A 26,854-nucleotide genomic window follows, 5' to 3' on the forward strand; every position below is an offset into this window, starting at 1 on the left:
GGTCCTCCCGTCATTCAGGGAAGCTGCCAGCCGATCGCGTAGGTCGATGGTTCGTCAAAAACGAGCTGTGTCGGAACACCGCGGCATTCCCGTGCGTGGTAGGTAAAAGCGCTGTTGTTGCAGATGAGCGAGCCGCATTCCCCCAGCAACAGCATGTCCAGCATCGCATCGCCAAGCAGTTGCAGACCATCACTTCCGACGCTCGCCCCGCCTTCCATCGCAAGGTGACCGGGCCCATCTCCCTCCGGCGGCATCGCCCGCGGGACCACCATGACGCGATCCCCGTACCGGTCGAGGCTGGCCTGCAGGAAGGCCGGCGTGTCGGTACAAAGCAGAAAGTCGCGATCAGGATGCGTATCCATCGCCTCGAAGAAGGCCTCGAAGGGAATGTCCATCCGCGCCTGCATGGCGGGGTTCTTCAGACGCTCGCCGTTGCCCAGACGGGCGTGCACACCGACCGCGCGCGACACCCTTTCGACATAGCGGTCATGAATCTCCTGCAGCGGTTTGGCGAGTTCGATATACGGGCCCAGCCATCGGGGGCGTATATCATGCGCCTCGGCGATGCTCTTGATCATCCGGAACGGGATATCTGAGGCGCTGCGCTGCACCGGGCCGGTGAATCGCCCGAACTGGGCGCCGGTTACCTGCGCGGCCTCATCCTTCAGGATCCTTTCGATTTCGGCCGGGTCATAGATCAGCCTGGGATGGCGAAGTCTGAAATACCGATGCAGGGCCTCGGAAGTGAACGATTGCTTCCTTGACCGGACGAAGGAAAGGCTGCGCCAATCCACCAACACGGTGCAATCCCGCCCTTCCGCGATGCCAAGCAGCCAGCTCAGCGCGAAATACTGGAACCCGAGCCCGTCATGGCGGCAGAAATACAGGTAGCGTGTCGCGTCATCAGGATCGGGCATTCGTCAGGTCCACTCGTCAGGCACGTGTTCGGCGCGAGTGTAGCAACCGCCGTGCCGGGTGGCCATGGGGGCAGAAACCTGCAACCCGCACCGCGGGACATCGGCCCACGCCGCCCGAGCTTTCCACGCTCCCGGCCCCTCAGCAGTTCGGCACGTTCACCGCCAGCCCGCCGAGCGAGGTTTCCTTGTACTTCTCGCTCATGTCCGCGCCGGTCTGGCGCATGGTCTCGATGCAGGCGTCGAGCGGCACGAGATGCGTGCCGTCGCCGCGCAGCGCCAGGCTGGCCGCGCTCACCGCCTTGATGGCGCCCAGCCCGTTGCGCTCGATGCAGGGCACCTGCACCAGCCCCTTCACCGGGTCGCAGGTCATGCCGAGATGATGCTCCAGCGCGATCTCGGCCGCGTTCTCGATCTGTTGCGGCGTGCCGCCCAGCACCGCCGCCAGCCCGGCCGCGCCCATCGCCGCCGCGCTGCCGACTTCCGCCTGGCACCCCGCTTCCGCCCCGGAGATCGACGCGTTGTACTTGACCAGCCCGCCGATCGCGGCGGCGGTCAGCAGGAAATCCTCGACCTGCGCCTCCGACGCGCCGGGCACATGCTCCAGCCAGTACTTGATCACCGCCGGCACCACGCCCGCCGCGCCGTTGGTGGGCGCGGTCACCACCTGCCCGCCGGCGGCGTTCTCCTCGTTGACGGCCATGGCATAGGCGCTCATCCAGTCGTTGATCTTGTGAGGCGCGTTCAGGTTGGTGCCCCGCTCGGCCTCCAGCGCATCGGCGATCCCCTTGGCCCGGCGCTTCACGTACAGGCCACCGGGCAGTTCGCCCTCGGTGGTCAGCCCGCGCTCGATACAGTCGTTCATCACCTGCCAGATACGGCCGACACCCGATTTCAGGTTCTCCGACCCGCCGCGCGAAATCTCGTTGGCCTTCTTCATCTGGGCGATGGACTTGCCGCTGGTCTCGGCCATTTCCAGCATCTCGGCGGCGCTCTTGAACGGGTAGGGCACCGGCTCGCCCTCTTCCGTGTTCCGGCCCGCCGCCAGTTCGGCCTCGGTCATCACGAAGCCGCCGCCGATGGAATAATAGGTCTCCTGCAGGATCACGTCGCCCTGCTTGTCGGTCGCCATCAGGATCATGCCGTTGGCATGGCCGGGCAGGTTCGGCCCGAAATCGAAGGTCAGGTCGTCCTTGGGGTGGAACTGCAGCGTGCCCAGCCCCTCGGGCGACACGGTATGCGTCTCGCGGATTTCCTCCAGAACCTTCTCGGCCTGCTCGTGGTCATAGGTTTCCGGCAGGAACCCCGCCAGCCCGAGGATCGTCGCCCGGTCCGTCGCGTGGCCCACGCCGGTGAACGCCAGCGAGCCATGAAGCGAACCCTTCACCCCGTGAAACCCGAACGGCGCCGCGCGCATCTTGTCGAGGAACTTGCCCGCCGCCACCATCGGCCCCATCGTGTGCGAGGAGGACGGGCCGATGCCGACCTTGAACATGTCGAAGACGGAAAGAAACATCAGGTGGCGCTGCCTTCTGGTGGTGTCGGATGTCGCGGGGCGGTAAACGGCGTCTCGCCCAGGCCTTCCGCATCTATGGCAGCCCTGACCGCCTTGCAACGTTCCAGACGCGTCGCCATGGCCTGCATAAGCGGCCAATCCGCGAGCCGGAACCATCCATTGTCCTCCGCCGCGGGGTAGAGCTGTATCCAGCGAAGAAGGCAGGCAAGGTAGAAATCCAGCACCGATTGCCCGGCCCCGCAGAGCCAGCCCGGCCCCTCCGCCGCCTGCGCCTCGATCAGGGTCAGGTGCCGGGCGATCTCGCCCTTCAGATGCTCCCGAAGCGCGGCCTGCGCGGCCGGGTCGTCGCCCACGTATTGCGCCGGGTAGAACCGCATCCGCATCGCCACGTGCAGCGTGTTCGAGGTGAAGAACAGCCATTTCAGGAAGGCGCCCCGCTCGGCGCTGTCGGGCGCCGGTGCCATCGTGCCGTGCCGGTCGGCCAGCCACAGAAGGATCGCACCGGTCTCGAAGATCGGCCCCTCGGGCGTCTCCAGCGCGGGGATCAGCCCGGCGGGGTTCACCTTCAGGTAGGCGGGCGCCTTCTGGCCCCTTGCCTTGCGGTCGATCAGCGCGGTCTCGTAGGGCACGCCCATCTCCTCCAGCACCAGCCGGATGATGAGCGAGGCGTTGTCGGGGGCGTAATGCAGGCGATAGGGTCGGGTCATGCGCCGCGCATACGTGGCCCGGCCCGGCCTGTCATGCCCGAAAACGACCTCCCGGCGCCCGGATCGGGGAATTTCACCGGCCCTTAACCATCTCTGCCTACCCTCCGCTCCACATATCCCGAAAGGAGGGGCGCCATGTCTGCCGCCTGGTTCGTTCTGTTTCTTGCCACGCTCTGGCTCGCCATGTTCGGTGCCGATCCGGGCCGCACGGTGACGATGCCGCTTCAGGTCGGGGTGGTTCCGCCCGTCTAGGGCCCGTTTCCCCCGCTTTTTTGCGGCAATTGCCCCTCGCACCGTGCGCGCAACTCTCTTATAACCGGCCAGAGAGTTCGGGGAGTTGCCTGTCATGTCCGGAGAGTTGTCGCCCATCGACAAGGCGAAATTCGTCGCCGCCAAGCGATCCGTCGACTATGTCGAGGACGGCATGCGCGTGGGCCTCGGCACCGGCAGCACCGCCGCCTGGATGGTGCGCTGCCTGGGCGAGCTCGTGCGCGACGACGGGCTCAAGATCCGCGGCGTGCCCACCTCGACCCGCACGGCCGAGCTGGCCCGCGACGTGGGCATCGACGTGATCAGCCTGGACGAGGCCAAGTGGCTCGACCTCACCATCGACGGCGCGGACGAGTTCGACGGCAACCTGAACCTGATCAAGGGCGGCGGCGGCGCCCTGCTTCAGGAAAAGATCGTCGCCACCGCGTCGGACCAGATGATCGTGATCGCCGACATCGGCAAGGAGGTCGAAACCCTCGGCGCCTTCCCCCTGCCGGTAGAAGTTATCCCCTTTGGCTGGCAGACCACCCGCGCCCTGATCGAGGAACTTCTGGTCAGCATGGACGTGCTTGGCCGCGACGCCTCGCTCCGGATGAACGGCCGCCACCCCTACATCACCGACGAGGGCAACTACATCATCGACCTCCATCTCGGGCGCATCGGCAACCCGCATCAGCTCGCCATGGTGCTCAACCAGATGCCGGGCGTCGTTGAAAACGGGCTTTTCATGGATATCTGCGACATCGTGATCCTCGGCCACGGCAACGGCAAGGTCGAGACGCGCGATATCAACGAAGGCACGGTGGAAGAAGACCGTCTGGATTTCGTGGAATCCGACAATCTCTTCTCCGACCTGCAGGATTAGGACAAAGACGATATGAGCTTCGACTACGATCTTTTCGTGATCGGCGGCGGATCGGGCGGCGTGCGTGCGGCCCGGGTGGCGGCGCAGGGCGGCGCAAAGGTGGCGCTGGCCGAGGAAGACCGCTATGGCGGCACCTGCGTGATCCGGGGCTGCGTGCCCAAGAAGCTGATGGTGTTTGCAAGCGAATATCCCGGCCATATCGAAGACGCGAAGGCCTATGGCTGGAAGATCGAGGCCGGCGCCTTCGACTGGGATGCCTTCAAGACCCGCCTGCATACCGAGCTTGACCGGCTGGAAGGCGTCTATCGCAACCTGCTGAAGAATTCCGGCGTCGACACCTACGACGCCCGCGCCACGCTGGACGACGCCCATACCGTCAAGCTGTCGACGGGAGAATCCTTCTCGGCCAAGCACATCCTGCTGGCCACGGGTGGCCGCCCGGTCCGCCCCGACCTGCCCGGCGCCGACGAGGGGCTCGTGTCGAACGACATCTTCCACCTCGAGACGCTGCCGAAATCCATGCTCATCATCGGCGGCGGCTACATCGCCTGCGAATTCGCCGGCATCCTCAACGGCCTCGGCGTCGAGGTGACGCAGTTCTACCGCGGCGCCCAGATCCTGCGCGGCTTCGACGAGGAGGCGCGCGGCCTGATCGCCGACGAGATGATCGCCGCCGGCATCCACCTGCATCTCGGGACCGACATCAAGCGGGTCGAGAAAACCGGCGATGGCTACAAGGTGACCGGCACCAACGGCACCGAGCACACGTTCGAGAAGATTTTCTTCGCCACCGGCCGCACCCCCAATACCGACGGCATGGGGCTGGAAGAGGTGGGCGTGAAACTCGGCCGCAAGGGCGAGGTGGTGGTCGACGAGTACAGCCAGACCAGCGTGCCCTCGATCTATGCCATCGGCGACGTGACCGACCGGGTGAACCTGACCCCCGTCGCCATCCGCGAGGGAATGGCCTTCGTCGAGACGGTGTTCAAAGGCAACCCCACCCCCGTCGATCACGAGCTGATCCCGACGGCGATCTTCACCCAGCCCGAGTTCGGCACCGTCGGCCTGTCCGAAGAGGACGCGGCCGAGCAGGAACCGATCGAGGTCTATGCCACCTCCTTCAAGCCGATGCAGCAGGCCTTCGCCGGCCGGTCCGACCGGGTGCTGATGAAGCTGATCGTGAGCAAGGAAACCCGCAAGGTGCTGGGCTGTCACATCGTCGCGCCCGGCGCGGGCGAGATGATCCAGCTGGCCGGCATCGCGGTGAAGATGGGCGCCACGAAGGAGGATTTCGACCGCACCGTGGCCGTGCACCCCACCATGTCGGAAGAGATCGTGACAATGCGGGAGCCGGCGCGCACCGGTTGATTTTTGCCTGTGAAACCACAGGTTATGAAGTAGCGTTTGGACGGACGCCAAAACAGAGGAAGAGGTTAAATGGCTGGACATTCTGGCGGCCCCTGGGGCGGCGGCGGAAACTCGGGAGGGAACGGCGGAGACGATGACGACCGCCGGGGCAACCGGGGCGGGCGACGCCCGCCGGAAGGGGGCTCGCAAATCCCCGAGATCGACGAGCTTGTCAGGAAAGGCCAGGATCAGCTCCGCGTGCTCATGGGCGGGCGCGGCGGCTCGGGCAAGGGCAACGGCGCCGGTCCCGGCGGCAGCGGCCCAGGCTTCGGGCGTGGCGTCTTCGTTCTGGGTGGGCTTATCGCCGTCGTGCTCTGGGCGATGGCCAGCTTCTACACCGTCAAGCCCGAAGAACAGTCGGTCGAACTGTTCCTCGGCAAGTACTACTCCACCGGCGATCCGGGCCTGAACTTCGCGCCGTGGCCCTTCGTCACCGCCGAGGTCATCAACGTCACCTCCGAGCGCACCGAGAATATCGGCAGCGGCCGGGGCTCTTCCTCGGGCGGTGACGGGCTGATGCTGACGACCGATGCCAATATCGTCGATATCGATTTCCAGGTGGTCTGGAACATCAACGACCCCGCCAAGCTTCTGTTCAACATCCGCGATCCGCAACTGACGGTGCAGGCGGTGTCCGAGGCGGTCATGCGCGAGATCATCGCCGCGACCAACCTGGCGCCGATCCTCAACCGCGACCGTGGCATCATCGCCGACACCGCGCGCGAGAACATCCAGACGACGCTCGACGAGTATGACAGCGGCATCAACATCGTCCGGGTCAACCTCGACACCGCCGACCCGCCGCGCGAGGTGATCGACGCCTTCCGCGAGGTGCAGGCCGCCGAACAGGAACGCGACCGCCTGCAACGCCAGGCCGACGCCTACGCCAACCGTGTCCTGGCCGAGGCGCGCGGTGAAGCCGCGCAGGTGCTCGAACAGGCCGAGGGCTACCGCGCCCGCGTCGTCAACGAAGCCATCGGTGAGGCCAGCCGCTTCATCGCCGTGGCCCAGGAATTCAACCAGGCGCCCGAAGTGACCCAGCGCCGCCTCTACCTCGAAACGGTGGAGCGCACGCTCGGCAAGATGGACAAGATCCTGCTCGACGAATCCACCGGGGCCAACGGCGAGGGCGTGCTGCCCTACCTGCCCCTCGACCAATTGCGCCGTTCGCGGCCCGCCGGCAACGAAGGATCGAACTGATGCGCAAATCCGCTCTCTTTCTGCCCATCCTTGCCGTTGTCGTCATCGGCATCCTGTCCTCGCTCTACATCGTGGACGAACGCGAAAAGGCCCTCGTGCTGCAATTCGGCCAGATCAAGAAGGTCATCGACGAGCCCGGCCTCGGGGTGAAGATCCCGGTGATCCAGGAGGTCGTGCGCTACGACCGGCGGATCCTGTCGCTCGACACCGACGCGATCGAGGTCACGCCGTCGGATGACCGCCGCCTCGTGGTCGATGCCTTCACCCGCTACCGGATCGCCGACGTGGTCCAGTTCCGGCAGGCTGTCGGCATCGGCGGCACGCGCGTCGCCGAAGACCGGCTCGCCTCGGTCCTGAACGCCCAGATCCGCGAGGTGCTGGGTGCCGACCAGGTGACATCCGACACGATCCTGTCGCCGCAGCGGCGCGACCTTGCCGTCCGCATCCTCGAGCAGGCCCGCGCCAGCGCGGCGGGGCTGGGGCTCGAGATCGTCGACGTGCGGCTGAAACAGACCAACCTGCCGCAGCAGAACCTCGACGCCACCTTCGCCCGGATGCGGGCCGAACGGGAACGCGAGGCGGCCGACGAGATCGCCCGCGGTAACGAGGCGGCACAGCGCGTCCGCGCCGCCGCCGACCGGACCGTGGTGGAAACCGTGTCGAACGCCGAACGCGAGGCCGAGATCGCCCGGGGCGAGGCCGATGCCGAACGGAACCGGATCTATGCCGAGGCCTTTGGCAACAACCCGGATTTCTTCGCCTTCTACCGCTCCCTCTCTGCCCTCGAGCGGGCGATGAACGAAGAGAACTCCACCATCGTCTTCTCGCCGAGCAGCGAATTCCTCGGCCCGATGTTCGACGCCGTTCGCGCCGACGGGCTGGGCGAGGTTGCCGTCGACGAGATCGACCTGGATCGCCTGCGCGAAATGGCCCCGGAGACGGAAATCTCGCCGGACCTGCCCGAAAGCGAACGGCGGCGGCTGGAAGAGGACGCGGCCCAGCAGGAAGCGGAGCAGGAGGCCGAAGCGGCCGCCGAAGCCGCGGAAGGTGCGGGCGAGCAGGCCGCCGAGGGGGTTGAAGACGACGGTGCGGACAGTGACGCCACCGAGGAAGACGCGGCAGCAGATGACGCCGACGCCACGGAGGACGCCACCGAAGCCGATACCGCCACCGACGAACCGGCCACCGACGACGCGACCGCCGAGGAGGCGGCCGACGATGCGCCGGCCACCGACGACACCGCCACGGATGACCAGGCCGCCGACGACACCGCCGCCGACGAGGAGACGGAGGCGGAAGACCCCGCCGAGGAGGTCGCCAATTGATTGCCACGTTCTTCCTGGCCCTCGGGCTGGTACTCGTGGTCGAGGGGCTGGTCTACGCACTGGCCCCTTCGCTTGTCGAGCAACTGCTCGCCGCCCTGCGCGCCCTGCCGCATGACAGCCGCCGGCTGATCGGGCTGGGCTCGATCGCCGCCGGGCTGGTGCTCGTCTGGTGCGCAAAGATGCTCGGCGCCTGATCTGCGCGCTTGATTTGGGGCTCGCGACAGGTTCACATGGTCGTGACACCGGCTTGCCAAGTTTTGCGTCTCGGGCAACCGTTCATAAATAGAAGCTCAGGACAATAACTGCCCTACCGATGATGACAATCGGATCAACCGGAGGAGAGTTTCCATTGACAGCACAAACCATCGCACAGCAACAGGACGGGCGCGGCGCGTTGCGGGCCTTCTGGCTGACGGCGCTCGCCATGGGCCTCGTCATCGCCCAGGCCATCGCGGCCCAGGCGCGCCCTGACAGCTTTGCCGATCTTGCCGACACGGTCAGCCCGGCCGTCGTCAATATCACCACGTCGACCGTGGTGGCACAGGGCACAGGGCCTTCGCCCATCGTCCCCGAAGGCTCGCCCTTCGAGGATTTCTTTCGTGAATTCCAGGATCGCAACGGTGACGGCCCCCGCCGCACCTCGGCGCTCGGCTCCGGCTTCGTGATCTCGGAAGACGGCTATGTCGTCACCAACAACCACGTCATCGAAAGCGCCGACGAGGTGATCATCGAGTTCTTCTCGGGCGAGGAACTGACGGCCGAGGTGGTCGGCACCGACCCCAAGACCGACATCGCGCTGCTGAAGGTCGACACCGACAAGCCGCTGCCCTTCGTCAGCTTCGGCGACAGCGACGCTGCCCGCGTCGGCGACTGGGTCGTCGCCATGGGCAACCCGCTGGGGCAGGGCTTCTCCGTCTCCGCCGGGATCGTCTCGGCCCGCAACCGGGCGCTGTCGGGGACCTACGATGACTACATCCAGACCGACGCCGCCATCAACCGCGGCAACTCGGGCGGCCCGCTCTTCAACCTCGACGGCCAGGTGATCGGCGTGAACACCGCCATCCTGTCGCCCACCGGCGGCTCGATCGGCATCGGCTTCTCGATGGCCTCCAACGTCGTCACCCGCGTGGTCGACCAGCTCAAGGAATTCGGCGAAACCCGCCGCGGCTGGCTCGGCGTCCGCATCCAGGACGTCACCGACGACGTGGCCGAAGCCATCGGTCTCGAGAAGGTCGCGGGCGCGCTGGTTACCGACGTGCCCGAAGGCCCGGCCGCCGACGCCGGCATGGAAGCGGGCGACGTGATCATGTCGTTCGACGGCAAGGAAGTCACCGACACCCGCAGCCTTGTCCGGCAGGTTGGCAACAGCCCGGTCGGCAAGACCGTGCGCGTGGTCGTCTTCCGCGAAGGCAAGACCAAGACGCTCAAGGTCGAGCTTGGCCGCCGCGAAGAGGCCGAAGGCGCCATTCCCGCCGCCCAACCGGGCGAGGATGAGCCCGAGGCACAGGAAGAGGCCGAGAAAACCGTGCTCGGGCTGACCCTTGCGCCGCTCGACGATGAACTGCGTGGCCAGCTCGAACTCGACCCCGAGTCCGACGGCCTTGTCGTCAAGGACATCGACACGCTGTCCGAGGCCTACGAGAAGGGCATGCGCGCCGGCGACGTCATCACCGAGGCCGGCCAGCAGAAGCTGCGCGCCATCGGCGATTTCGAGGACCGCATCAACGATGCCCGCGAAGCCGGGCGCAAGTCGCTCCTGCTTCTCGTCCGCCGCGCCGGCGAGCCGCGCTTCGTGGCCCTGTCGCTGGAAGAAAGCGGCGAGAGCGGCGAAAGCAACGAGTAACCGGCCTCGCCCGCATACCGAAAGACAGAACAGCCCCGGAGGACAACTCCGGGGCTGTTTTCATGCGTCGGTCAGGTGTCGGGCCGCCTACGGCCCTTCGATGATGTTCGCCACCATCTGTCCGATGGCATTGCTGCCCTTGATCGAGGGGTGGATCATGTCGAGCGCGTGATAAGACGCGTCGCCCTCGGGCACGAGATCGGAAAGCGACAGGAAATGCACCCCGCTGTCGAGCGCCGCCAGCTTCTCGACCCGGCGCTCCAGCTCGGCGCCCTCGTCCCGGCAATGTTCGATCAGAGAGCCGCGGCCGGGGCTGCGCATGTAGCCCACGTAGACCACCTGCGCGCCCGATTGGCGCAGTTCCGACAGGAAGCCGGGGATGCGCCCCTTGCGCCCGTCCTTCGAGATCAGCCGGTTCAGCTTGCCATCGCACACCACGCAGCCACAGCCCAGCCACAGGTCGTTGCCGCCGCCGTTGACCACGATCCAGTCCCACTTTCCGGGCACGTATTGCTTGGTGATGTTGAGCCCGGCACTGCCCGAGATGGGAAGCGGGTAGAAAAAGCGCGCGCCGATCACCGAACGGTCGACAACGGGCTCGCGCAGCGTCTGCTCGACGGCATCGGCCACCGCCCGGTCGGACATCCGGTGCGAGGCAAGCATCGAGTCGCCGACGAAGAGGATACGGGAGGGGTGATCGCGGCTGACGGATTCGCCGCAACCGGCCAGCAACAGGGCCGCGGCGGCCAGCTTGAACAAACGGGAAATTTTCATGGCAACAGACGTCCGACTCTTGAACAACCGAAGAGAAAGCCGAGAGCAGAAAAGCTCTCATCTTCGACCGTGACGCCCCCAGAAAAAGAACGTGGCAGCAAAGTGTTTGATTCTCAACAAAATTCTGACTCGCTTTGTTCGCTCACGGGAAACAGTTGCAGGGACGCCCGGCGATTCCGCGATTTTCGCACAGTTCGCACTGCGGTCAGGGGCAATTGCAACTGGCGGCGCGAAAGTTAGTTTGGCCGGATTACCAATCGCGAACAGGTGAGATCATGGCCCCTATTGTCGATGTCAGAGACCTGCGCAAGACCTTCGAGGGCGGGTTCGAGGCGCTGAAGGGCGTCTCGCTGCAGATCGAGGAAGGTGAGATCCTGGCCCTGCTGGGGCCGAACGGCGCGGGCAAGACCACGCTGATCTCGGCGCTGTGCGGCATCACCACCCCCACCGGCGGCAGCGCCCGTGTCGGCGGCCACGACATCATCGCGGATTACCGCGCCGCGCGGCAGATGATTGGCCTGGTCCCGCAGGAGATCGCGCTGGAACCGTTCGAGAAGGTCATCAACGCGGTGCGGTTCTCCCGCGGGCTGTTCGGCAAGCCGCGCGACGACGCCTTCCTCGAAAAGACGCTGCGGCAGCTCTCCCTCTGGGACAAGCGCGATGCCAAGATCATGGAGCTTTCGGGCGGCATGAAGCGGCGCGTGCTGATCGCCAAGGCGCTCTGTCACGAGCCGCGCGTGCTGTTCCTCGACGAGCCCACCGCCGGGGTCGACGTGGAGCTGCGCCGCGACATGTGGCAGGTGGTGGCGGCCCTGAAGGAAAGCGGCGTCACCATCATCCTGACCACCCATTACATCGAGGAGGCCGAGGCCATCGCCGACCGGGTCGCGGTGATCAACAAGGGCGAGATCCTGCTGGTCGAGGAGAAATCCGAACTGATGACGCGGATGGGCCGCAAGAGCCTGCGGATCGAGCTGACCGAACCGCTGAAGGCCGTGCCCGAGGGCGTCGAGGAGTATCACCTCGAACTGGCCCCCGACGGCCGCGCGCTGACCTACACCTACGACACCAACGCCGAGCGGACCGGCATCACCCGGCTGCTGCAGAAACTGTCGGAGAGGGGCGTGGCGCTCAGGGACCTGCAGACCAAGCAATCGAGCCTCGAGGAAATCTTCGTGAGCCTCGTCAAAGAGGAGGACGCGGCATGAACCTGACAGCCGTTCGCGCCATCTACACGTTCGAAATGGCGCGCTTCTTCCGCACGCTCCTGCAAAGTTTCATCTCGCCGGTGATATCCACCTCGCTCTACTTCGTCGTCTTCGGCGCCGCCATCGGCAGCCGCATCGACCAGGTCGAAGGTGTCAGCTACGGCGCCTTCATCGTGCCGGGGCTGATCATGCTGACGGTGATGACCCAGGGCATCTCGAACGCCTCCTTCGGCATCTACTTCCCGAAATTCATCGGCACGATCTTCGAACTGCTCTCGGCGCCGGTGAACTTTCTCGAGATCGTGCTGGGCTATGTCGGCGCCGCGGCGACCAAGGCGCTGTTCATCGGCATCGTGATCCTCGGCACTTCGGCCTTCTTCGTCGACCTGAACATCCAGCACCCGCTGGCAATGGTCGCCTTCCTGCTGCTGACCTGCGTGTCCTTCGCGCTGTTCGGGTTTATCATCGGCATCTGGGCCAAGAACTTCGAACAGCTTCAGCTCATCCCGCTGCTGATCATCACGCCGCTGGTGTTCCTCGGGGGCTCGTTCTACTCGATCTCGATGCTGCCGCCGGTCTGGCAGACGATCACCATGTTCAACCCGGTGGTCTACCTGATCTCGGGGTTCCGCTGGTCGTTCTTCGGGCAGGCCGACGTGGCGATCGGGTTCAGCCTGTTCGCCATCGGGCTGTTCACGGCGATCTGCATCGGGATCATCTGGCTGATCTTCAAGACCGGCTGGCGCATCCGCTCGTGAGTGCCGTCGGATTCCGGGTATTTTTTGAGCGATGAAAGCCGGGGCGGCACGCGATCCTTGCGTGCCGCAGGGTAAGACCGCCGCATAATGTGCCTTGCGCACAAGTTTTTTCGCCCGGGGCGGAAAACAGCGGGGGCCCGCGCCTTGTTATAGGGGCCCGCGCAATCTACATCGGGCGGATGAAGCTTTCTTTGCCCCTTGTCGACCGCGGGCCGCTTGTCGCCGTGATCCGCCTGAATGGTGCCATCGGTACGGGCGGGCGCGCCCAGCTCAATGACGAGGCGATGGCCCCGATCATCGAAAAGGCCTTCAAGCGGGGCAAGCCCAAGGCCGTGGCGCTGGTGATCAACTCCCCCGGTGGTTCGCCCGTGCAATCCTCCCTCATCGCCGCCCGCATCCGCCGGCTGGCCGAGGAGAAGGCGATCCCCGTGCATGCCTTCGTCGAGGACGTGGCGGCCTCGGGCGGTTACTGGCTGGCCGCCTCGGCCGACGATATCTGGGTCGACGACAGCTCGATCGTGGGCTCGATCGGGGTGATCTCCGCGGGTTTCGGCGCGCATGTCCTGCTCGCCCGGCAGGGGGTGGAGCGCCGCGTCTACACCGCCGGCAAATCGAAAAGCATGCTCGACCCGTTCCTTCCCGAGAAGGAGGAGGACGTCAAACGCCTCAAATCCCTCCTCGACCAGATGCACGAGACCTTCACCGCCTATATCAAGTCCCGCCGCGGCGACCGGCTCGCCGACCGGCAGGACCTGTTCACCGGTGAGTTCTGGCTGGGCGCCCGCGCGGTCGAGCTGGGCCTCGTCGACGGGGTGGGGCACGTGGTGCCCAAGCTGAAGGCGCTCTACGGCGACAAGGTGCGCTTTGCCCGTTACGGCAAGAAGCGCGGCCTGTTCCAGCGGTTCGGCGCCACCATGGCGCAGGATGCCATCGACACGATCGAGGAGCGGGCGGCCTTTGCCCGTTTCGGCCTCTGACGTGATCGTCAAGATCGTCATACTCTTCCTCGTGTTCATGGTGGTCATGGCCATGTTCGGCAAGCTGAGGTTCCCCGGCCAGCAGAAGCTGGCCTCGGCGCGCTGCAGCAATTGCGGCCGGTTCCGGCTCGGCAAGGGTCCCTGCGACTGCCGGAAGGGCAAGAAATGATCCCATGGCTCTACGCGGGACTCGGGTTGCTCATCCTGCTGCTGGCGGGCGACGCGCTGGTGAAGGGCGCGGTGAACCTCAGCCTGCGGGTGGGCATACCGGCGCTGATCGTCAGCCTGACGATCGTCGCCTTCGGCACCTCCGCGCCGGAGCTGCTGATCTCGCTCAACGCGGTGCTCGATGACAAGCCGGGCCTCGCGCTGGGCAACGTGGTGGGTTCCAACACCGCCAACATCCTGCTGGTGCTGGGGGTGCCCGCGCTGATCTCGGGCCTGCACACCAGCCAGTGCGAGACCCGCAAGACCTACCTGTTCATGATCGGCGGCTCGGTCGTCTTCATCGGCCTCGCCTTCCGTGGCACCTTCGACATGCTGGCCGGTGCCGTGCTCCTCGCGATGCTGGGCTACGTGCTGGCCGACGCCTTCCGCGACGCCCGCAACCACCGCCGGGCCTGCGCGGCCGCAGCACTCGACCCCGATGACGAGGAAGAGGTCGAGGGCGCCGATCCGGATATGCCGTGGTGGCAGATCTTCGTCTTCCTCGTGCTGGGCCTTGCCGGCCTGCCGCTGGGCGCCGACCTGCTGGTCGACCATGCCTCGATCATCGCCCGCCGCTACGGCGTCAGCGACTCGGTCATCGGCCTGACGCTGGTGGCGCTGGGCACCTCGCTGCCGGAACTGGCGACCACCGTGATGGCCGCGCTCCGCCGCCAGGCCGATGTGGCGCTCGGCAACGTGATTGGGTCGAACCTGTTCAACCTTCTCGCCATCATCGGCATCACCACCATGATCGGCGAAATCCCCGTTGACCCGGAATTCCTGCAATTCGACCTGTGGGTGATGCTGGCGGCGTCGCTGCTGCTGGGGCCGTTCGTGTTCCTGAGGATGGATATCAACCGTCTCTGGGGCATTGCCTTGACGGCGCTCTATCTCATCTATGTCTTTGTCGTACTGAGCTGAAACAGGGGGCAGGGCACATGGCAGGGGCATTGGTGACAGGGGCGGGCAAGCGGCTGGGCCGCGCGATGGCGCTGGAACTGGCGCGGCGCGGCCATGATGTGGCGGTGCATTACGCCACCTCCGCCGACGCCGCCGCCGACGTGGTGACCGAGATCGAGGGGATGGGCCGCCGCGCCGTGGCGCTTCAGGCCGACCTGCTCGTCGAGGACGAGGTGCAGGCCCTTCTCCCCCGCGCGGCCGAGGCGCTGGGCGGGCCCATCCTGACGCTGGTCAACAACGCCTCGATCTTCGAGTATGACAAGATCGACACCGCCACCCGCGACAGCTGGGACAGGCATCTCGAAAGCAACCTGCGCGCGCCCTTCGTGCTGATCCAGGCGCTGGCGGCCCAGGTGCCCGACCCGGAAACGGAAGAGAACGGCGAGCCGGTGGCGCAAGGCCTCGTCGTCAACATGATCGACCAGCGCGTCCGCAAGCTGACGCCCGAGTTCATGAGCTACACCATCGCCAAGTCGGCCCTCTGGACCCTGACGCAAACCGCCGCGCAGGGGCTGGCGCCAAGGGTCAGGGTCAACGGCATCGGCCCGGGCCCCACGATCATCGGCCACCGCCAGAGCGACGACCACTTCCGCCGGCAGCGGCAGGCGACCGTCCTGCAACGCGGCGCCGATGCCACCGATATCACCGCCGCGCTGGGCTACCTGCTCGACGCGCGGGCCGTCACGGGCCAGTTGATCTGCGTAGACGGCGGCCAGCACCTCGGATGGCAGACACCCGACATCCAAGGCGTCGAGCCCTGATCCTGCCACAAGTTGTACACCTGTCACGCGCCCGTGAGGGAAGCGTTACAAAAAGTTTAATGTTTTCAGTAGATTGCTGTATATACAGTTTTTTATCCAATGATTTCAATACATTGAAAAACTGCCTAAAATTTAATCAGGTCAACGAACTCAGCCAAAAACAACGGAAATTTTGGTATGCCAAGAAGTTGTCCGCAGAGTTATCCACAAGAATCGTGGAAAGCTTTCCTCTTGATCTCACCCGGTTAAGATTGCAGCCCGGCCCAAGAATCATCAAGTACCCCCAATGACCGAGCAACCCCAGCAAACCGCGCCGCGCACCGGCCATTCCGTGATCCAGGGCTACCTGAAGACGCTCGACGCCTCGCCGGGGGTCTACCGGATGCTCGATGCGCAGGCGCGCGTGCTCTATGTCGGCAAGGCGCGCAACCTCCGGGCGCGGGTGTCGAACTATGCCCGCCCCGCCGGTCACACCCCGCGCATCGCCCGGATGATCCGCGAAACCGCGTCGATGATGTTCCTCACCACCTCGACCGAGACCGAGGCGCTGCTGCTCGAACAGAACCTCATCAAGCAGTTGAAGCCGCGCTACAACGTGCTCCTGCGCGACGACAAGAGCTTCCCCAACATCATGGTGACCAAGGCGCACCCCTACCCGATGATCAAGAAGCACCGGGGCGCCAAGACCGAAAAGGGCGCCTATTACGGCCCCTTCGCCAGCGCCGGCGCGGTCAACCGGACGCTCGCGCAGCTTCAGAAGGTGTTCCAGCTCCGCAACTGCTCGGATTCCATGTTCGAAAGCCGCACGCGCCCCTGCCTGCAATACCAGATCAAGCGCTGCACCGCGCCCTGCGTCGGCTACATCTCGGAAGAGGAGTACGGCGCACAGGTGCGCGACGCCGAGCGCTATCTCTCCGGCCGCTCCACCGACGTGCAGGAGAAGCTGAAGACCCAGATGATGGACGCCTCCGAACAGATGGAGTTCGAGCGCGCCGCCGCCCTGCGCGACCGGATCAAGGCGCTGACCCAGGTGCAGACGGCCCAGGGCATCAACCCCCGCACCGTGACCGAGGCCGACCTGCTGGCGCTGCATCTCGAGAACGGACAGGCCTGCGTGCAGGTGTTCTTCATCCGCGCCGGGCAGAACTGGGGCAACAACGATTTCTACCCCCGCGTCGGCGCCGACGTGGAAGAGGCCGAGGTGCTCGAGGCCTTCCTCGGTCAATTCTACGACAACAAGGAACCGCCCCGGCAGGTGATCCTCTCGCACCCGATCGAGAACGAAGACCTGATGGCCGACGCCCTTTCCGGCAAGCGCGGCGGCAAGGTCGAGATCCTCGTGCCCAGGCGTGGCGAGAAGGCCGAGCTGGTCGACAGCGCCCTGCGCAACGCCCGCGAGAGCCTCGCCCGCAAGATGGCCGAGACGGCGACGCAGGCCAAGCTGCTCAAGGGTCTGGCCGAGGCGTTCGAGCTGGACGAGCCGCCGAAACGCATCGAGGTCTACGACAACAGCCACATCCAGGGCACCAACGCCGTCGGCGCCATGATCGTCGCCGGCCCCGACGGGCTGATGAAGAACCAGTACCGCAAGTTCAACATCCGCGGCGACGACCTGACCCCGGGCGACGATTTCGGCATGATGAAGGAGGTGCTGACCCGCCGCTTCAAGCGCCTGCTGAAGGAAGACCCCGACCGGGAAGAGGGGCACTGGCCCGACCTGCTGCTGATCGACGGCGGGGCAGGGCAGGTAAGCGCCGTGGCCCAGATCATGCGCGAGATGGGCGTGCAGGATATCCCCATGGTCGGCGTCGCCAAGGGCATCGACCGCGACCACGGCAAGGAGGAATTCCACCGTGTCGGCAAGCGCCCCACCGCTTTGCGCCACAACGACCCGGTGCTCTATTTCATCCAGCGCCTGCGCGACGAGGCGCACCGCTTTGCCATCGGCACCCACCGGGCGAAACGCGCCAAGGGCGTCTCGGCCTCGCCGCTCGACGACATCCCCGGCGTGGGCGCGGCCCGCAAACGCGCGCTGCTTACCCATTTCGGCTCCGCCAAGGCCGTCAGCCGCGCGGCCCTGAGCGACCTCAAGGCGGTCGAGGGTGTGTCGGAAGGACTGGCCCAGAAGGTCTACGACTATTTCCACGAGAAGGGCTAGGCGCCCGGGGGTTTCCACGGCCCCTTCCCGTGCTTACCTCATCCCCATTCCTCACCGCCCCTGACACCGCCATTCAAGCGGCGCAAAGGGCGGTTCACCCCGAAGAGGAGCACGACAGGACAAGCGGCCAACCAACCCCGGCCAGACCCACGCTTGACCTTTCCCGTGCCTCCGGAAAGGTCTAAGACTGGCCCCATGACGTGGACCATACCAAACGTGCTCACCACCCTCCGGCTGCTGGCGGCGCCGGCGGTGGCGGTGATGTTCCTCTATTTCACCCGGCCCTGGGCCGACTGGTTTGCGCTTGTCCTCTTCGTGGGCGCGGCGATCACCGACTATTTCGACGGCTACCTCGCCCGGATGTGGAAACAGACCACCAAGCTCGGCACCATGCTCGACCCCATCGCCGACAAGGCGATGGTGGTGATCGCGCTGATGGTGATCGTGGGCTATTCCAGCATGTCGCCCTGGCTGGTCCTGCCGGCCACCGTGATCCTCTTCCGCGAGGTGTTCGTCAGCGGGTTGCGCGAATTCCTCGGAGACACGGCGGGCACGCTCAAGGTCACGAAGCTCGCCAAGTGGAAGACAACCGCCCAGATGGTCGCCATCGCCGTGCTCTTTGCCCAGGGCGTGTTCGAGCACTACCTCTGGGCCAGCACCGAAGGCATGGATCAGAACCTCGTCGACGCCATCCTGCGCGGGCAGGAGGACGACCTGCACGGCCTGCAATGGAAGATGACCGGCATGGTCTGGTCGGGCCATGTGGGCCTTTGGCTTCTCTGGATCGCCGCGGCGCTGACGCTCATCACCGGGTTCGACTATTTCCGCAAGGCGACTCCGTTTCTGAAGGACTGACGTGATGGATGTTCTCTATTTCGCATGGGTGCGCGAACGCATCGGCCATCCGAAAGACTGCATCGAAACGCCCCCCGGCACGGTGCGCGAGCTGGTCGAGGACCTGTGCAGCCGCGAGGAGCGCTATGCCGCCGCCTTCGCCGACCTTTCCGCGCTGCGCGTGGCGGTCGACCAGCAGCTTTCCGATTTCGACGCCCCCCTTGACGGCGTGCGCGAGGTGGCGTTCTTCCCGCCGATGACCGGGGGCTGAGGCGCATGGAGATCCGCGTTCAGGCAGAGCCGTTCGATTTCGGCGCCGAGGCCGGCGCCTTCGCCGCGCGCCAGGCGGGCATGGGCGCCGTCGTCACCTTCACCGGCATCGTCCGTGACCTGGAGGGTGGCGGCCTCCGCGCGATGGAGATCGAGCATTACCCGGGCATGACCGAAAAGGCGATCGAGGCCATCGCGTCAGAGGCCGCCGACCGCTGGCACACCGGCGACCTTCTGGTCATCCACCGCTACGGGCCGCTGGCGCCGGGCGAGATGATCATGATGGTCGCCACCGCCGCCCCGCACCGGGCCGACGCTTTCCAGGCGGCGGAGTTCCTGATGGATTTCCTGAAATCCCGCGCGCCGTTCTGGAAAAAGGAAGTGGCACAGGACGGCGCCGACTGGGTCGCCGCCCGGGACGAGGATGAAGACGCGCTGAACCGCTGGTAGGCGGCCGCGCTCAGTCGCGGTAGTCTTCCGGATCCTCGGCCAGGGTCGAGCCGCCGACGGCATAATACCTGTCCGCCTCGTCATCGGGTTTCCGGATCCCGGCGAAGAACAGCACGACGCCGACGAACCCCAACAGCCCGCCGCCGAACAGCGCGATATAGATATGGTCCTGGTTGCTGCTTCCGGTCGCAAGGTTCAGCTCGTTCAGGGCAAACACGACCCCGCCCAGGACAAAGCCCAGCGACAGCAGCAGAAGGGTGATCTTCCTGATCATACCGGATCCTCCTCCACTGGAGGTAGCACAGTGTCGCGCGATTTCACCTTTCTGTCAAAGCCGGATCGGCGGGTTATGGCGCGCCCCAACCGCCCCCGCCGGGGGTTTCCATGCCGAAAACGCTGCCCGCGGGCAGCTCTATCTCGTCATTTCCAGCCATCTCGCGCCGCTCCCCATCGGGCAGAACCGCCCAGTTGCGCCCCACCTTCCCGGGCTCGCCCCCATCCACGCCGAAGGGCGGAATGATCCGGTGATTCGACAGCGTGGTCACCGTCGCCGGTTCGAGGAACCGCAACAGCCGGATCACCCCGTTCCCGCCACGCCACCGGCCCGCACCCCCCGATCCGGGCCGGATCGAGAACTCCTCCAACCTGACCGGAAACCGTTTCTCGAGGATCTCCGGGTCGGTCATCCGCGTGTTGGTCATATGCGTCTGCACCGCGTCGCACCCGTCGAACCCCGGCCCCGCGCCGGTGCCCCCGGCGATGGTTTCGTAATTCTGGAACCGGTCATTGCCCCAGACGAAATTGTTCATCGTCGCCTGGCTTCCCGCGATCACGTGCAGCGCGCCGTAAAGCGCGTTACAGGTGGCCTGGCTCACCTCCGTATTGCCGGAAATCACCGCCGCCGGGTAAACCGGGTTCAGCATCGAGCCTTCGGGGATCACGATGTTCAAGGGCTTCAGGCAGCCCTCGTTCAGCGGGATCTCCGCCCCCACCATCGTCCGGAACACGTACAGCACCACCGCCCGGCAGATCGACCTGGGGGCGTTGTAATTCCCCTCGTGTTGCGGGCTGGTGCCGGTGAAGTCGATCGTGGCCTCGCGGGTCTCCGCATCCACCGTCACCTTCACCTCGATCACCGCGCCATGATCCATCGGGTAGGTGAACCGCCCGTCGGTCAGCCGGTCTATCACCCGCCGCACGCTTTCCTCGGCATTGTCCTGCACGTGGCCCATATAGGCCCGCACCACGTCCAGCCCGAAATTGTCGACCACCTTCAGAAGCGCCTGCCGCCCGGTCTCGTTCGCGGCAATCTGCGCCTTCAGGTCGGCCATGTTCTGCGGGATGTTGCGGCAAGGGTAGCGCCCCGAGGCCAGCAACGCCTCCGCCTCCTGCTCCAGCAACCTGCCCTTGTCGACCAGCTTCACGTTGTCGATCAGCACGCCTTCCTCGTCGATGTGCCGGCTGTCGGGCGGCGCGCTGCCGGGCGTGCGCCCCCCGATATCCGCATGATGCCCGCGCGAGCCAAGCCAGAAAACCGGCTTGTCGCCCACGAAAACCGGCGTCACCACCGTGACATCCGGCAGATGCGTGCCGCCATTGTAGGGCGAGTTCAGCACATAGGCATCGCCCGGCGCCACGTCCGGGTTCAGCCGCATCACCGTCCTGATCGACTCCGACATCGACCCGAGATGCACCGGCACATGCGGCGCGTTCGCCACCAGGTCGCCGCGCGCGTCGAAGATGGCACAGGAGAAATCCAGCCGCTCCTTGATATTGACCGAGGCCGACGTGTTCTCCAGCGTCGCGCCCATCTGGTCGGCCACAGACATGAACAGGTTGTTGAACACCTCCAGCAGCACCGGGTCGGCGCCCGTTCCCGCCGCATGATCCCGCGCCTTGGCCTCGACCCGTTCCAGCAGCAGGTTGCCCATCCGGTCCACGGACGCGGCCCAGCCCGGCTCGACCACGTTGGTGCCTGTGGCCTCGGTGATGATCGCCGGCCCGGTGATCCGGCTGTCCGGCGACAGCCTCTCCCGTTCGTATAACGGCACCTCCCGCCGTTCGCCCTCGATATGCACCGGCACCTGCGCCACCGGCCTGCCATCTCCCTCCGGCAGGGCCGCGCCGGGGCTCTGCCCCGTGCGCCCGATCGCCTCGACGCTCAGCATCTCGAACACGATCTCCCGCTCGGGCGAGGCGAAACCGAACCGCTGGCGGTGCGCCTCTTCGAACCCTTCGCGCATCGCGTCGGCGTCACCGAACGGCACCTCCAGCGCCTGGTGCGAGCCGTCATAGCGCAGATGCGCCCGTGTCTCGACGTCGATATCGGTGATCCCCTGGCTCTCGACCTCGGTCCTCGCCTGCCCCGAGATCCGGTCGAGCACCTCCCGTGCCGCCTCGACCTCCGCCAAGGGCGCGTCCATCTGCACCTCGCGCATCGCCCGGACCTCGGCCAGCCCCATGCCATAGGCCGACAACACCCCGGCATGCGGATGGATCAGCACGCGGGTCATCCCCAGCGCATCGGCCACCAGACAGGCATGCTGCCCGCCCGCGCCGCCAAAGCACTGCAACGTATAGCGCGTCACGTCATGCCCGCGCTGCACCGAGATCTTCTTGATGGCATTGGCCATGTTATCGACGGCGATCCGCAGGAAGCCCTCGGCCATCTCCTCGGGGCTGCGCGCCGCCTCCCCGGTCTCTGCCGCCACCGCCTCGGCCAGCTCGGCAAACCGCTGTCTCACTACGTCGGCATCAAGCGGCGCGTCCCCCTCCGGCCCGAACACCGCCGGGAAATGCGCCGCGTTCAGCTTGCCCAGCATCACGTTGCAATCCGTCACCGCCAGCGGCCCGCCCCGCCGATAGCACGCCGGCCCCGGGTCCGCCCCGGCGCTCTCCGGCCCGACCTGGAACCGCCCGTCCTCGAACTTGCAGATCGATCCGCCTCCGGCGGCCACGGTATGGATATCCATCATCGGCGCCCGCATCCGCACGCCCGCCACTTCCGTCTCGAAGCTCCGCTCGTAATCGCCGGCATAGTGGCTGACATCCGTCGATGTCCCGCCCATGTCGAACCCGATCAGCCGGTCATGCCCCGCCGCCTCGCCGGTCTTGACCATGCCGACGATCCCGCCCGCCGGCCCCGACAGTATCGCGTCCTTCCCCTGGAACAGCCGCGCATCGGTCAGCCCGCCATTCGACTGCATGAACAACAGCGCCTCGCAGGCCCGCCCCACGTCCAGCGCATCGGCCACCTGCTCCACGTAGCGCCGCAACAAGGGCGACAGGTACGCATCCACCACCGCCGTATCCCCGCGCCCCACCAGCTTGGCCAGCCGGTTGACCTGGTAGCTGGCGGTGATCTGGGTGAACCCGATTTCGGCCGCGATATCCGCCACCCGCCGCTCGTGCTCCGGGTTGAGATAGGCGTGCAGCCCGGCAATCGCCACCGCCCGGATGCCCTTGTCATACGCCCCTTGCAGCGTGATCCGCGCCTTGTGCTCGTCCAGCGGGCGCACCACCGCACCATCGGCATCCAGCCGCTCGTCCAGCTCCGCCACCTCCTCGTACAGCAGGTCGGGCCGCCTGATATGCAGGTCGAACAGCCGCGGCCGCGTCTGGTATCCGATCCGCAGCAGGTCGCGAAACCCCTCCGTGATCAGCAGCAGCACCCGCTCGCCCTTCCGCTCCAACAGCGCGTTCGTCGCCACCGTCGTGCCCATCTTCACCGCCCGGATCGACCCGTCGGCGAAATTCCCCGCCTCGCCCATCACCTCGCGAATGCCCTGCACGGCGGCATCGCGATAGCGCTCGGGGTTCTCCGACAACAGCTTGTGGGTATGCACGCCGCCATCGGGCGCCAGCGCCACCACGTCGGTGAAGGTGCCGCCCCGGTCGATCCAGAATTCCCACCGGGCCTCGCCCATCGCTCGCGCCTCCTCACCCAGCGTCAGGCAAGGTTTGGCCCCGTGCCGGCAAATGTCAACGCCGGATGGCATTGAAATCCGTGCGGTTTTCAGCGCTAATACCGCCAACGAAAGCTAACGGGAGTCCGCCCAATGGACCTGCGCCAGATCACCGATGAATACACCGTCTCACCGCAGATCGACGTCGAGCACATGCGCGAGATCGCGGGCGCCGGCTTCCGCTCGATCATGTGCAACCGCCCCGACGGGGAAGAGCCGGGCCAGACCGGCTACGCCCTGATCGCCGAGGCGGCCGAGGCCGAGGGGCTCGAGGTCCGCACCGTCCCGATCGTCTCGGGCATGATCACCCCCGAGGCGCTCGACGAGTTCCGCGCCGCGCTCGACACCATGCCCAAGCCGATGCTGGCCTATTGCCGCTCGGGCACGCGCTGCACCATGCTCTGGGCGCTGGCCCAGCACGGCACCATGGACGATGCCGAGATCGAACGCCGCGCGGCGGCGGCGGGCTATGACGTGTCGGGGCTCCTGCGCCAGCTCAACGCGCAATGACCGGCTGGGTCGCGCTGGGCCTCGCCCCCGAAGGGGTGCGCGCCTGCGCCATGAAAGGGGGGCGGCTGCTCGAGCAGGTCGCCGCCGGCAGCGAGAGCGCGGCGCTCGAGGCACTTTCCGAACCCGCCGACCGCATCCTCCGCATCGGCGACGGCACCCCCGCCGGCCTGCCCGCCCCGATCCTGCCCGCCTCCGGCCCCGGCCTGCCCGGCTTCAGCCAGAAAACCCCGGCCGACGTGATCGGCGGCTGGGTCCGGCTCTGGCTCGCGGGCTTCCTCGCGTCCCAGCCCGACTGGGACGGGGTGATCAACGTCACCGAAGGCCCGGTCAGCCATTGGGTGCATATCAGCGCGGGCGAGGCGGTCAGCTCGCAAAGCTTCCTCACCCCCCGGCTGGTCGACGCGCTGGGCGGGGCCGAAACCCCCGATGCCGACGCCATCGCCGACAGCCTCAGCCGCCCCGAACGCCTCGCCGCCCATCTCCGCGCGGCCGAGGTTTCCGGCAACCTGCAGGCCCTCACCGGCCACCTCATCGGCGCCGAGCTTGCCGCCGCCCGCGCCTATTGGCTGGGCCAGCAGGTCGCGGTCATCGCCCCGCCCCCGGCCCCCGTCGCCACCGCGCTCAAGGCCCAAAGCGTCCCCTGCGCCACCCACACCCCCGACGACCTCCTCGCCCCCGGCCTCGCCGCCGTCGGCAAGGCCCTGGGTCTCTGAGCCAAGGCCAGACGGTCAAACCCGCCCCACGCTTCTTCTGGCCAAAAATATCCCGGGGGTCCGGGGGCTGGCCCCCGGTTCTGAACTACCCCGCAGGCGCCCCCGCCCGATGCCGGCACGGCCCCGCCAAAGCCGCCACGCCAAGGATCACCCCCGACACCGTCGCGATCATCCCCGCCGCGCTCACCGCGTTCTGCCCGCCCAGCCACAAAGGCCCGTACCCCGCCAGCACGTAGCCCAACACCGCCGACAGCGTCGCGAACCCCACCGACCATCCGATCTGCCGCTCCAGCCGGTTGGTCATCATCCGCGCCGCGGCCGGCGGGCAGATGAACATGGCAATCACGATGATCGACCCCACCGCGTCGAACGCCGCCACCGCCGCTGTGGCCGCCACCACCACCAGCGACAGCCCGATCAGCCCGGTGGGCAGGCCCAGCGTCCGCGCGAACCCCTCGTCGAAGGTCGACAGCTTCAGCGGCCGCCACAGCAGGAAGATGAACCCGCAGACGAAAACCAGCGTGAAGAACATCCGCGGCAGTTCCGGCGGTATCCCCTTCAGCGCCTCCCAATCCAGCAAGGACGCCCAGCCCAGCCCGTCCAGCCAGATCAGGCTTTCGAGGTTGCCGTAAAGCGCGTGCTGAACGTCGAGATGCACGCTCGACGTATCCGACTGCTCCAGCAGCAGCACGCCGCCCGCGAACATCGCGGTGAACACCACCCCCATCGCCGCGCCCGGCTCGATCCGGCCCACCCGGCGGATGATCTCGATCAGCAGCACCGTCACCAGCGCCGCCGCCCCCGCGCCCAACAGCATCGGCCAGGCCGACACCGCCCCCGTCACCAGGAAGGCCAGCACGATCCCCGGCAGCACCACGTGGCTGATCGCGTCGCCAATCAGCGCCTGCCGCCGCAGCAGCAGGAAATTTCCCGGCAGGGCACAGGCAATCGCCGCGAAGATCCCGATCAGCAGCGGCGGCAGCGACAGCGAAACGAATTCCAGCCCCATCACGTCGCCACCTCCGGTTTCAGCGCCCGGTCCAGCTCGGCAATCTGGTCCGCCGTCAAAAGCGTCTCCAGCGGCGTCAGCCCGTCATACCGTGCGGCGGCCGCCTCGTGCCGCGGGTCGGCGCGCAGCAATTGCCACCGCCGTTCGTCCAGCAGCGCGCGGGCGGCCTTCGCGCGCCCCGCCTCCGTGGCCACGCCGTCGGCCCGGATCAGCCCCGCCCGCCGCATCAGCCGCAGCGTCAGCCCCTCGTAGATCGGCTGCTCCTGCGCCAGTGCCAGCAGCCCCTGCCGCACATGCACCCTTGCCCGGAACCTGCGATGCCGCAGCACTGCCGCCAGCACCCCGCGCCCCGGCGCGCACAGCAGCGAGACGGCGAAGAAACTCGCGGCGACGATGACGATGATCGGCCCCGTGGGCAGGTCCGGCGCCGTCGCCGACAGCGCCGCGCCGATCCAGCCCGACGCCCCGCCGATGGCGCCTGCGATGCCCACCACGCGGCCCATCCGGTCGCTCCAGAACCGCGCCGCGACGGCGGGGATGATCAAGAGCGCCACGATCAGGATCAGCCCGACGATCTTCAGCCCGACCACCGTGATTGCCAGCGCCAGCCCCATCATCGCAAGATCGGTCCGCCGCACGTCCACTCCGGTCGAGGCCGCGAACTCGGCATCGAACGCCACCAGCGTCATCGGCCGCCGCAACAGTACCACCAGCGCCAGCACCAGCGCGCCGCCTGCCGCGATGATCACCGCGTCGTTCCACAGCATCCCCGCGGTCGAGCCCAGCAGGAACGTCTCGAGCCCCGCCTGCCGCCCGGAACTCATCGTCTGGATCACCGTCAACAACACGATCCCCAGCCCGAAGAACACCGACAGCACCGCCCCGATTGCCGCATCCTCCGCCAGTCGCGTGCGGGTGGACAGCCAGCTCACGCAGAGGAGGCCAATCGCGGCGGAGACGGCCGAGCCCAGCAACAACCCCGGCAGGAACCGCCCGTCGCCCCCCAGCAGCACCATCGCGATGAACGCCAGCCCGACACCCGGCAGCGTCGCATGGCTGATTGCATCGCTGACCAGCGCCCGCTTGCCGACATAAAGGAACGTGCCCGTCGCCCCGGCCGCGATACCCAACAGGGTGGCGCCGATGGTCACCAGCGTAGCGTTGTAACCAAGTTGCAGGGTAAGGGCCTCAAGCAGCATGGCTCAAACCCCGCGCGCGGAATCAAGGCGCGCCTTGGCGCGCCGCCGCGCGAC

At 66.6% G+C, this 26,854-nt stretch carries 25 protein-coding genes and 1 pseudogene; 18 read left to right on the forward strand and 8 right to left on the reverse strand.

All coding sequences use genetic code 11. The features are described 5' to 3' along the window. Positions 1-14: 14 nt before the first annotated feature. The 3 genes from QUV18_RS09535 to QUV18_RS09545 all read right to left on the reverse strand — a co-directional run bounded on the left by QUV18_RS09535 (position 15) and on the right by QUV18_RS09545 (position 3,137). A complete protein-coding gene (locus tag QUV18_RS09535; RefSeq protein ID WP_300893594.1) occupies positions 15-917 on the reverse strand; it encodes a hypothetical protein in 903 nt (300 codons plus the stop codon). Between the two features lie 139 nt (positions 918-1,056). Further along, the gene (locus QUV18_RS09540) at positions 1,057-2,430 is read right to left on the reverse strand and encodes an L-serine ammonia-lyase (protein WP_300893596.1); all 1,374 of its coding nucleotides are present in this window, start codon (positions 2,428-2,430) and stop codon (positions 1,057-1,059) included. After that, positions 2,430-3,137, reverse strand: a complete 708-nt coding sequence (locus QUV18_RS09545; RefSeq protein ID WP_300893597.1) for a glutathione S-transferase family protein — start codon at positions 3,135-3,137, stop codon at positions 2,430-2,432. The genes QUV18_RS09540 and QUV18_RS09545 overlap by 1 nt, the downstream gene beginning before the upstream one ends. Before the next feature lie 346 nt (positions 3,138-3,483). Here QUV18_RS09545 and rpiA point away from each other — a divergent pair, with 346 nt between their 5' ends. From rpiA to QUV18_RS09575, 6 genes and pseudogenes are all read left to right on the forward strand, one after another. Next, a complete protein-coding gene (gene rpiA / locus QUV18_RS09550; protein ID WP_300893599.1) occupies positions 3,484-4,272 on the forward strand; it encodes a ribose-5-phosphate isomerase RpiA in 789 nt (262 codons plus the stop codon). A gap of 12 nt (positions 4,273-4,284) precedes the next feature. Beyond that, positions 4,285-5,640 (forward strand): glutathione-disulfide reductase, encoded by a 1,356-nt coding sequence (gene gor, locus QUV18_RS09555; protein WP_300893602.1) that lies wholly within the window; start codon positions 4,285-4,287, stop codon positions 5,638-5,640. Between the two features lie 69 nt (positions 5,641-5,709). After that, positions 5,710-6,879, forward strand: a complete 1,170-nt coding sequence (hflK, locus tag QUV18_RS09560) for an FtsH protease activity modulator HflK (RefSeq protein ID WP_300893604.1) — start codon at positions 5,710-5,712, stop codon at positions 6,877-6,879. Then, positions 6,879-7,721: pseudogene (locus tag QUV18_RS09565) on the forward strand (protease modulator HflC); the annotation flags it as partial. The gene hflK and the pseudogene QUV18_RS09565, both read left to right, overlap by 1 nt. 479 nt (positions 7,722-8,200) lie before the next feature. Further along, on the forward strand, positions 8,201-8,398 hold the full coding sequence (locus QUV18_RS09570) for a DUF2065 family protein (RefSeq protein WP_300893605.1): 198 nt from the start codon (positions 8,201-8,203) through the stop codon (positions 8,396-8,398). Positions 8,399-8,628: 230 nt separating this feature from the next. Beyond that, entirely contained in the window at positions 8,629-10,047 is a 1,419-nt protein-coding gene (locus QUV18_RS09575) for a Do family serine endopeptidase (protein ID WP_300893801.1), read from the forward strand. 87 nt (positions 10,048-10,134) lie between these two features. On the opposite strand, the gene QUV18_RS09580 is transcribed toward QUV18_RS09575, so the two are convergent. After that, complete coding sequence (locus QUV18_RS09580; protein ID WP_300893606.1) at positions 10,135-10,821, reverse strand: SGNH/GDSL hydrolase family protein; 687 nt, start codon at positions 10,819-10,821, stop codon at positions 10,135-10,137. A 275-nt stretch (positions 10,822-11,096) separates the two neighbouring features. On the opposite strand from QUV18_RS09580, the gene QUV18_RS09585 reads away from it, so the two are divergent. The 10 genes from QUV18_RS09585 (at position 11,097) to QUV18_RS09630 (ending at position 19,404) form a co-directional block, all read left to right on the forward strand. Next, entirely contained in the window at positions 11,097-12,029 is a 933-nt protein-coding gene (locus QUV18_RS09585) for an ABC transporter ATP-binding protein (RefSeq protein WP_300893607.1), read from the forward strand. Beyond that, positions 12,026-12,787 carry an ABC transporter permease gene (locus tag QUV18_RS09590; protein WP_300893608.1) on the forward strand — a complete coding sequence of 254 codons (762 nt, stop codon included), beginning with the start codon at positions 12,026-12,028 and terminating at the stop codon, positions 12,785-12,787. Before QUV18_RS09585 ends, QUV18_RS09590 begins: the two co-directional genes overlap by 4 nt. Positions 12,788-12,966: 179 nt before the next feature. Further along, positions 12,967-13,764, forward strand: coding sequence for a S49 family peptidase (locus tag QUV18_RS09595; protein ID WP_300893609.1), 798 nt, complete (start codon positions 12,967-12,969; stop codon positions 13,762-13,764). Beyond that, positions 13,745-13,933 carry a hypothetical protein gene (locus QUV18_RS09600; RefSeq protein ID WP_300893807.1) on the forward strand — a complete coding sequence of 63 codons (189 nt, stop codon included), beginning with the start codon at positions 13,745-13,747 and terminating at the stop codon, positions 13,931-13,933. The genes QUV18_RS09595 and QUV18_RS09600 overlap by 20 nt, the downstream gene beginning before the upstream one ends. Then, complete coding sequence (locus tag QUV18_RS09605) at positions 13,930-14,892, forward strand: calcium/sodium antiporter (RefSeq protein WP_300893610.1); 963 nt, start codon at positions 13,930-13,932, stop codon at positions 14,890-14,892. The genes QUV18_RS09600 and QUV18_RS09605 overlap by 4 nt, the downstream gene beginning before the upstream one ends. Before the next feature lie 17 nt (positions 14,893-14,909). Beyond that, complete coding sequence (locus QUV18_RS09610; RefSeq protein WP_300893611.1) at positions 14,910-15,692, forward strand: SDR family oxidoreductase; 783 nt, start codon at positions 14,910-14,912, stop codon at positions 15,690-15,692. A 286-nt stretch (positions 15,693-15,978) separates the two neighbouring features. Beyond that, positions 15,979-17,850 (forward strand): excinuclease ABC subunit UvrC, encoded by a 1,872-nt coding sequence (gene uvrC / locus QUV18_RS09615; protein WP_300893613.1) that lies wholly within the window; start codon positions 15,979-15,981, stop codon positions 17,848-17,850. Between the two features lie 195 nt (positions 17,851-18,045). Further along, on the forward strand, positions 18,046-18,705 hold the full coding sequence (gene pgsA / locus QUV18_RS09620) for a CDP-diacylglycerol--glycerol-3-phosphate 3-phosphatidyltransferase (RefSeq protein ID WP_300893614.1): 660 nt from the start codon (positions 18,046-18,048) through the stop codon (positions 18,703-18,705). Positions 18,706-18,709: 4 nt separating this feature from the next. After that, positions 18,710-18,955, forward strand: coding sequence for a molybdopterin converting factor subunit 1 (moaD, locus tag QUV18_RS09625; RefSeq protein WP_300893615.1), 246 nt, complete (start codon positions 18,710-18,712; stop codon positions 18,953-18,955). A 5-nt stretch (positions 18,956-18,960) separates the two neighbouring features. Continuing rightward, a complete protein-coding gene (locus QUV18_RS09630) occupies positions 18,961-19,404 on the forward strand; it encodes a molybdenum cofactor biosynthesis protein MoaE (protein WP_300893617.1) in 444 nt (147 codons plus the stop codon). Between the two features lie 10 nt (positions 19,405-19,414). Here QUV18_RS09630 and QUV18_RS09635 read toward each other — a convergent pair whose 3' ends face one another. Beyond that, the gene (locus QUV18_RS09635; protein WP_300893618.1) at positions 19,415-19,678 is read right to left on the reverse strand and encodes a hypothetical protein; all 264 of its coding nucleotides are present in this window, start codon (positions 19,676-19,678) and stop codon (positions 19,415-19,417) included. Positions 19,679-19,751: 73 nt separating this feature from the next. Next, complete coding sequence (locus QUV18_RS09640) at positions 19,752-23,330, reverse strand: hydantoinase B/oxoprolinase family protein (RefSeq protein ID WP_300893619.1); 3,579 nt, start codon at positions 23,328-23,330, stop codon at positions 19,752-19,754. Between the two features lie 132 nt (positions 23,331-23,462). On the opposite strand from QUV18_RS09640, the gene QUV18_RS09645 reads away from it, so the two are divergent. Both QUV18_RS09645 and QUV18_RS09650 read left to right on the forward strand, forming a co-directional pair. Continuing rightward, entirely contained in the window at positions 23,463-23,879 is a 417-nt protein-coding gene (locus QUV18_RS09645; protein ID WP_300893622.1) for a TIGR01244 family sulfur transferase, read from the forward strand. Further along, positions 23,876-24,592: a 2-dehydro-3-deoxygalactonokinase gene (locus QUV18_RS09650; protein WP_300893623.1), complete on the forward strand. Its 717-nt coding sequence runs from the start codon at positions 23,876-23,878 to the stop codon at positions 24,590-24,592. Before QUV18_RS09645 ends, QUV18_RS09650 begins: the two co-directional genes overlap by 4 nt. 85 nt (positions 24,593-24,677) lie before the next feature. Here the strand turns inward: QUV18_RS09650 and QUV18_RS09655 are convergent, their stop codons facing one another. Beyond that, on the reverse strand, positions 24,678-25,604 hold the full coding sequence (locus tag QUV18_RS09655; RefSeq protein WP_300893625.1) for a metal ABC transporter permease: 927 nt from the start codon (positions 25,602-25,604) through the stop codon (positions 24,678-24,680). After that, positions 25,601-26,800 (reverse strand): metal ABC transporter permease, encoded by a 1,200-nt coding sequence (locus tag QUV18_RS09660; protein WP_300893627.1) that lies wholly within the window; start codon positions 26,798-26,800, stop codon positions 25,601-25,603. The genes QUV18_RS09655 and QUV18_RS09660 overlap by 4 nt, the downstream gene beginning before the upstream one ends. Positions 26,801-26,854 lie beyond the last annotated feature (54 nt).

This window comes from Roseovarius sp. (genome assembly GCF_030373445.1).
GTDB lineage: Bacteria > Pseudomonadota > Alphaproteobacteria > Rhodobacterales > Rhodobacteraceae > Roseovarius.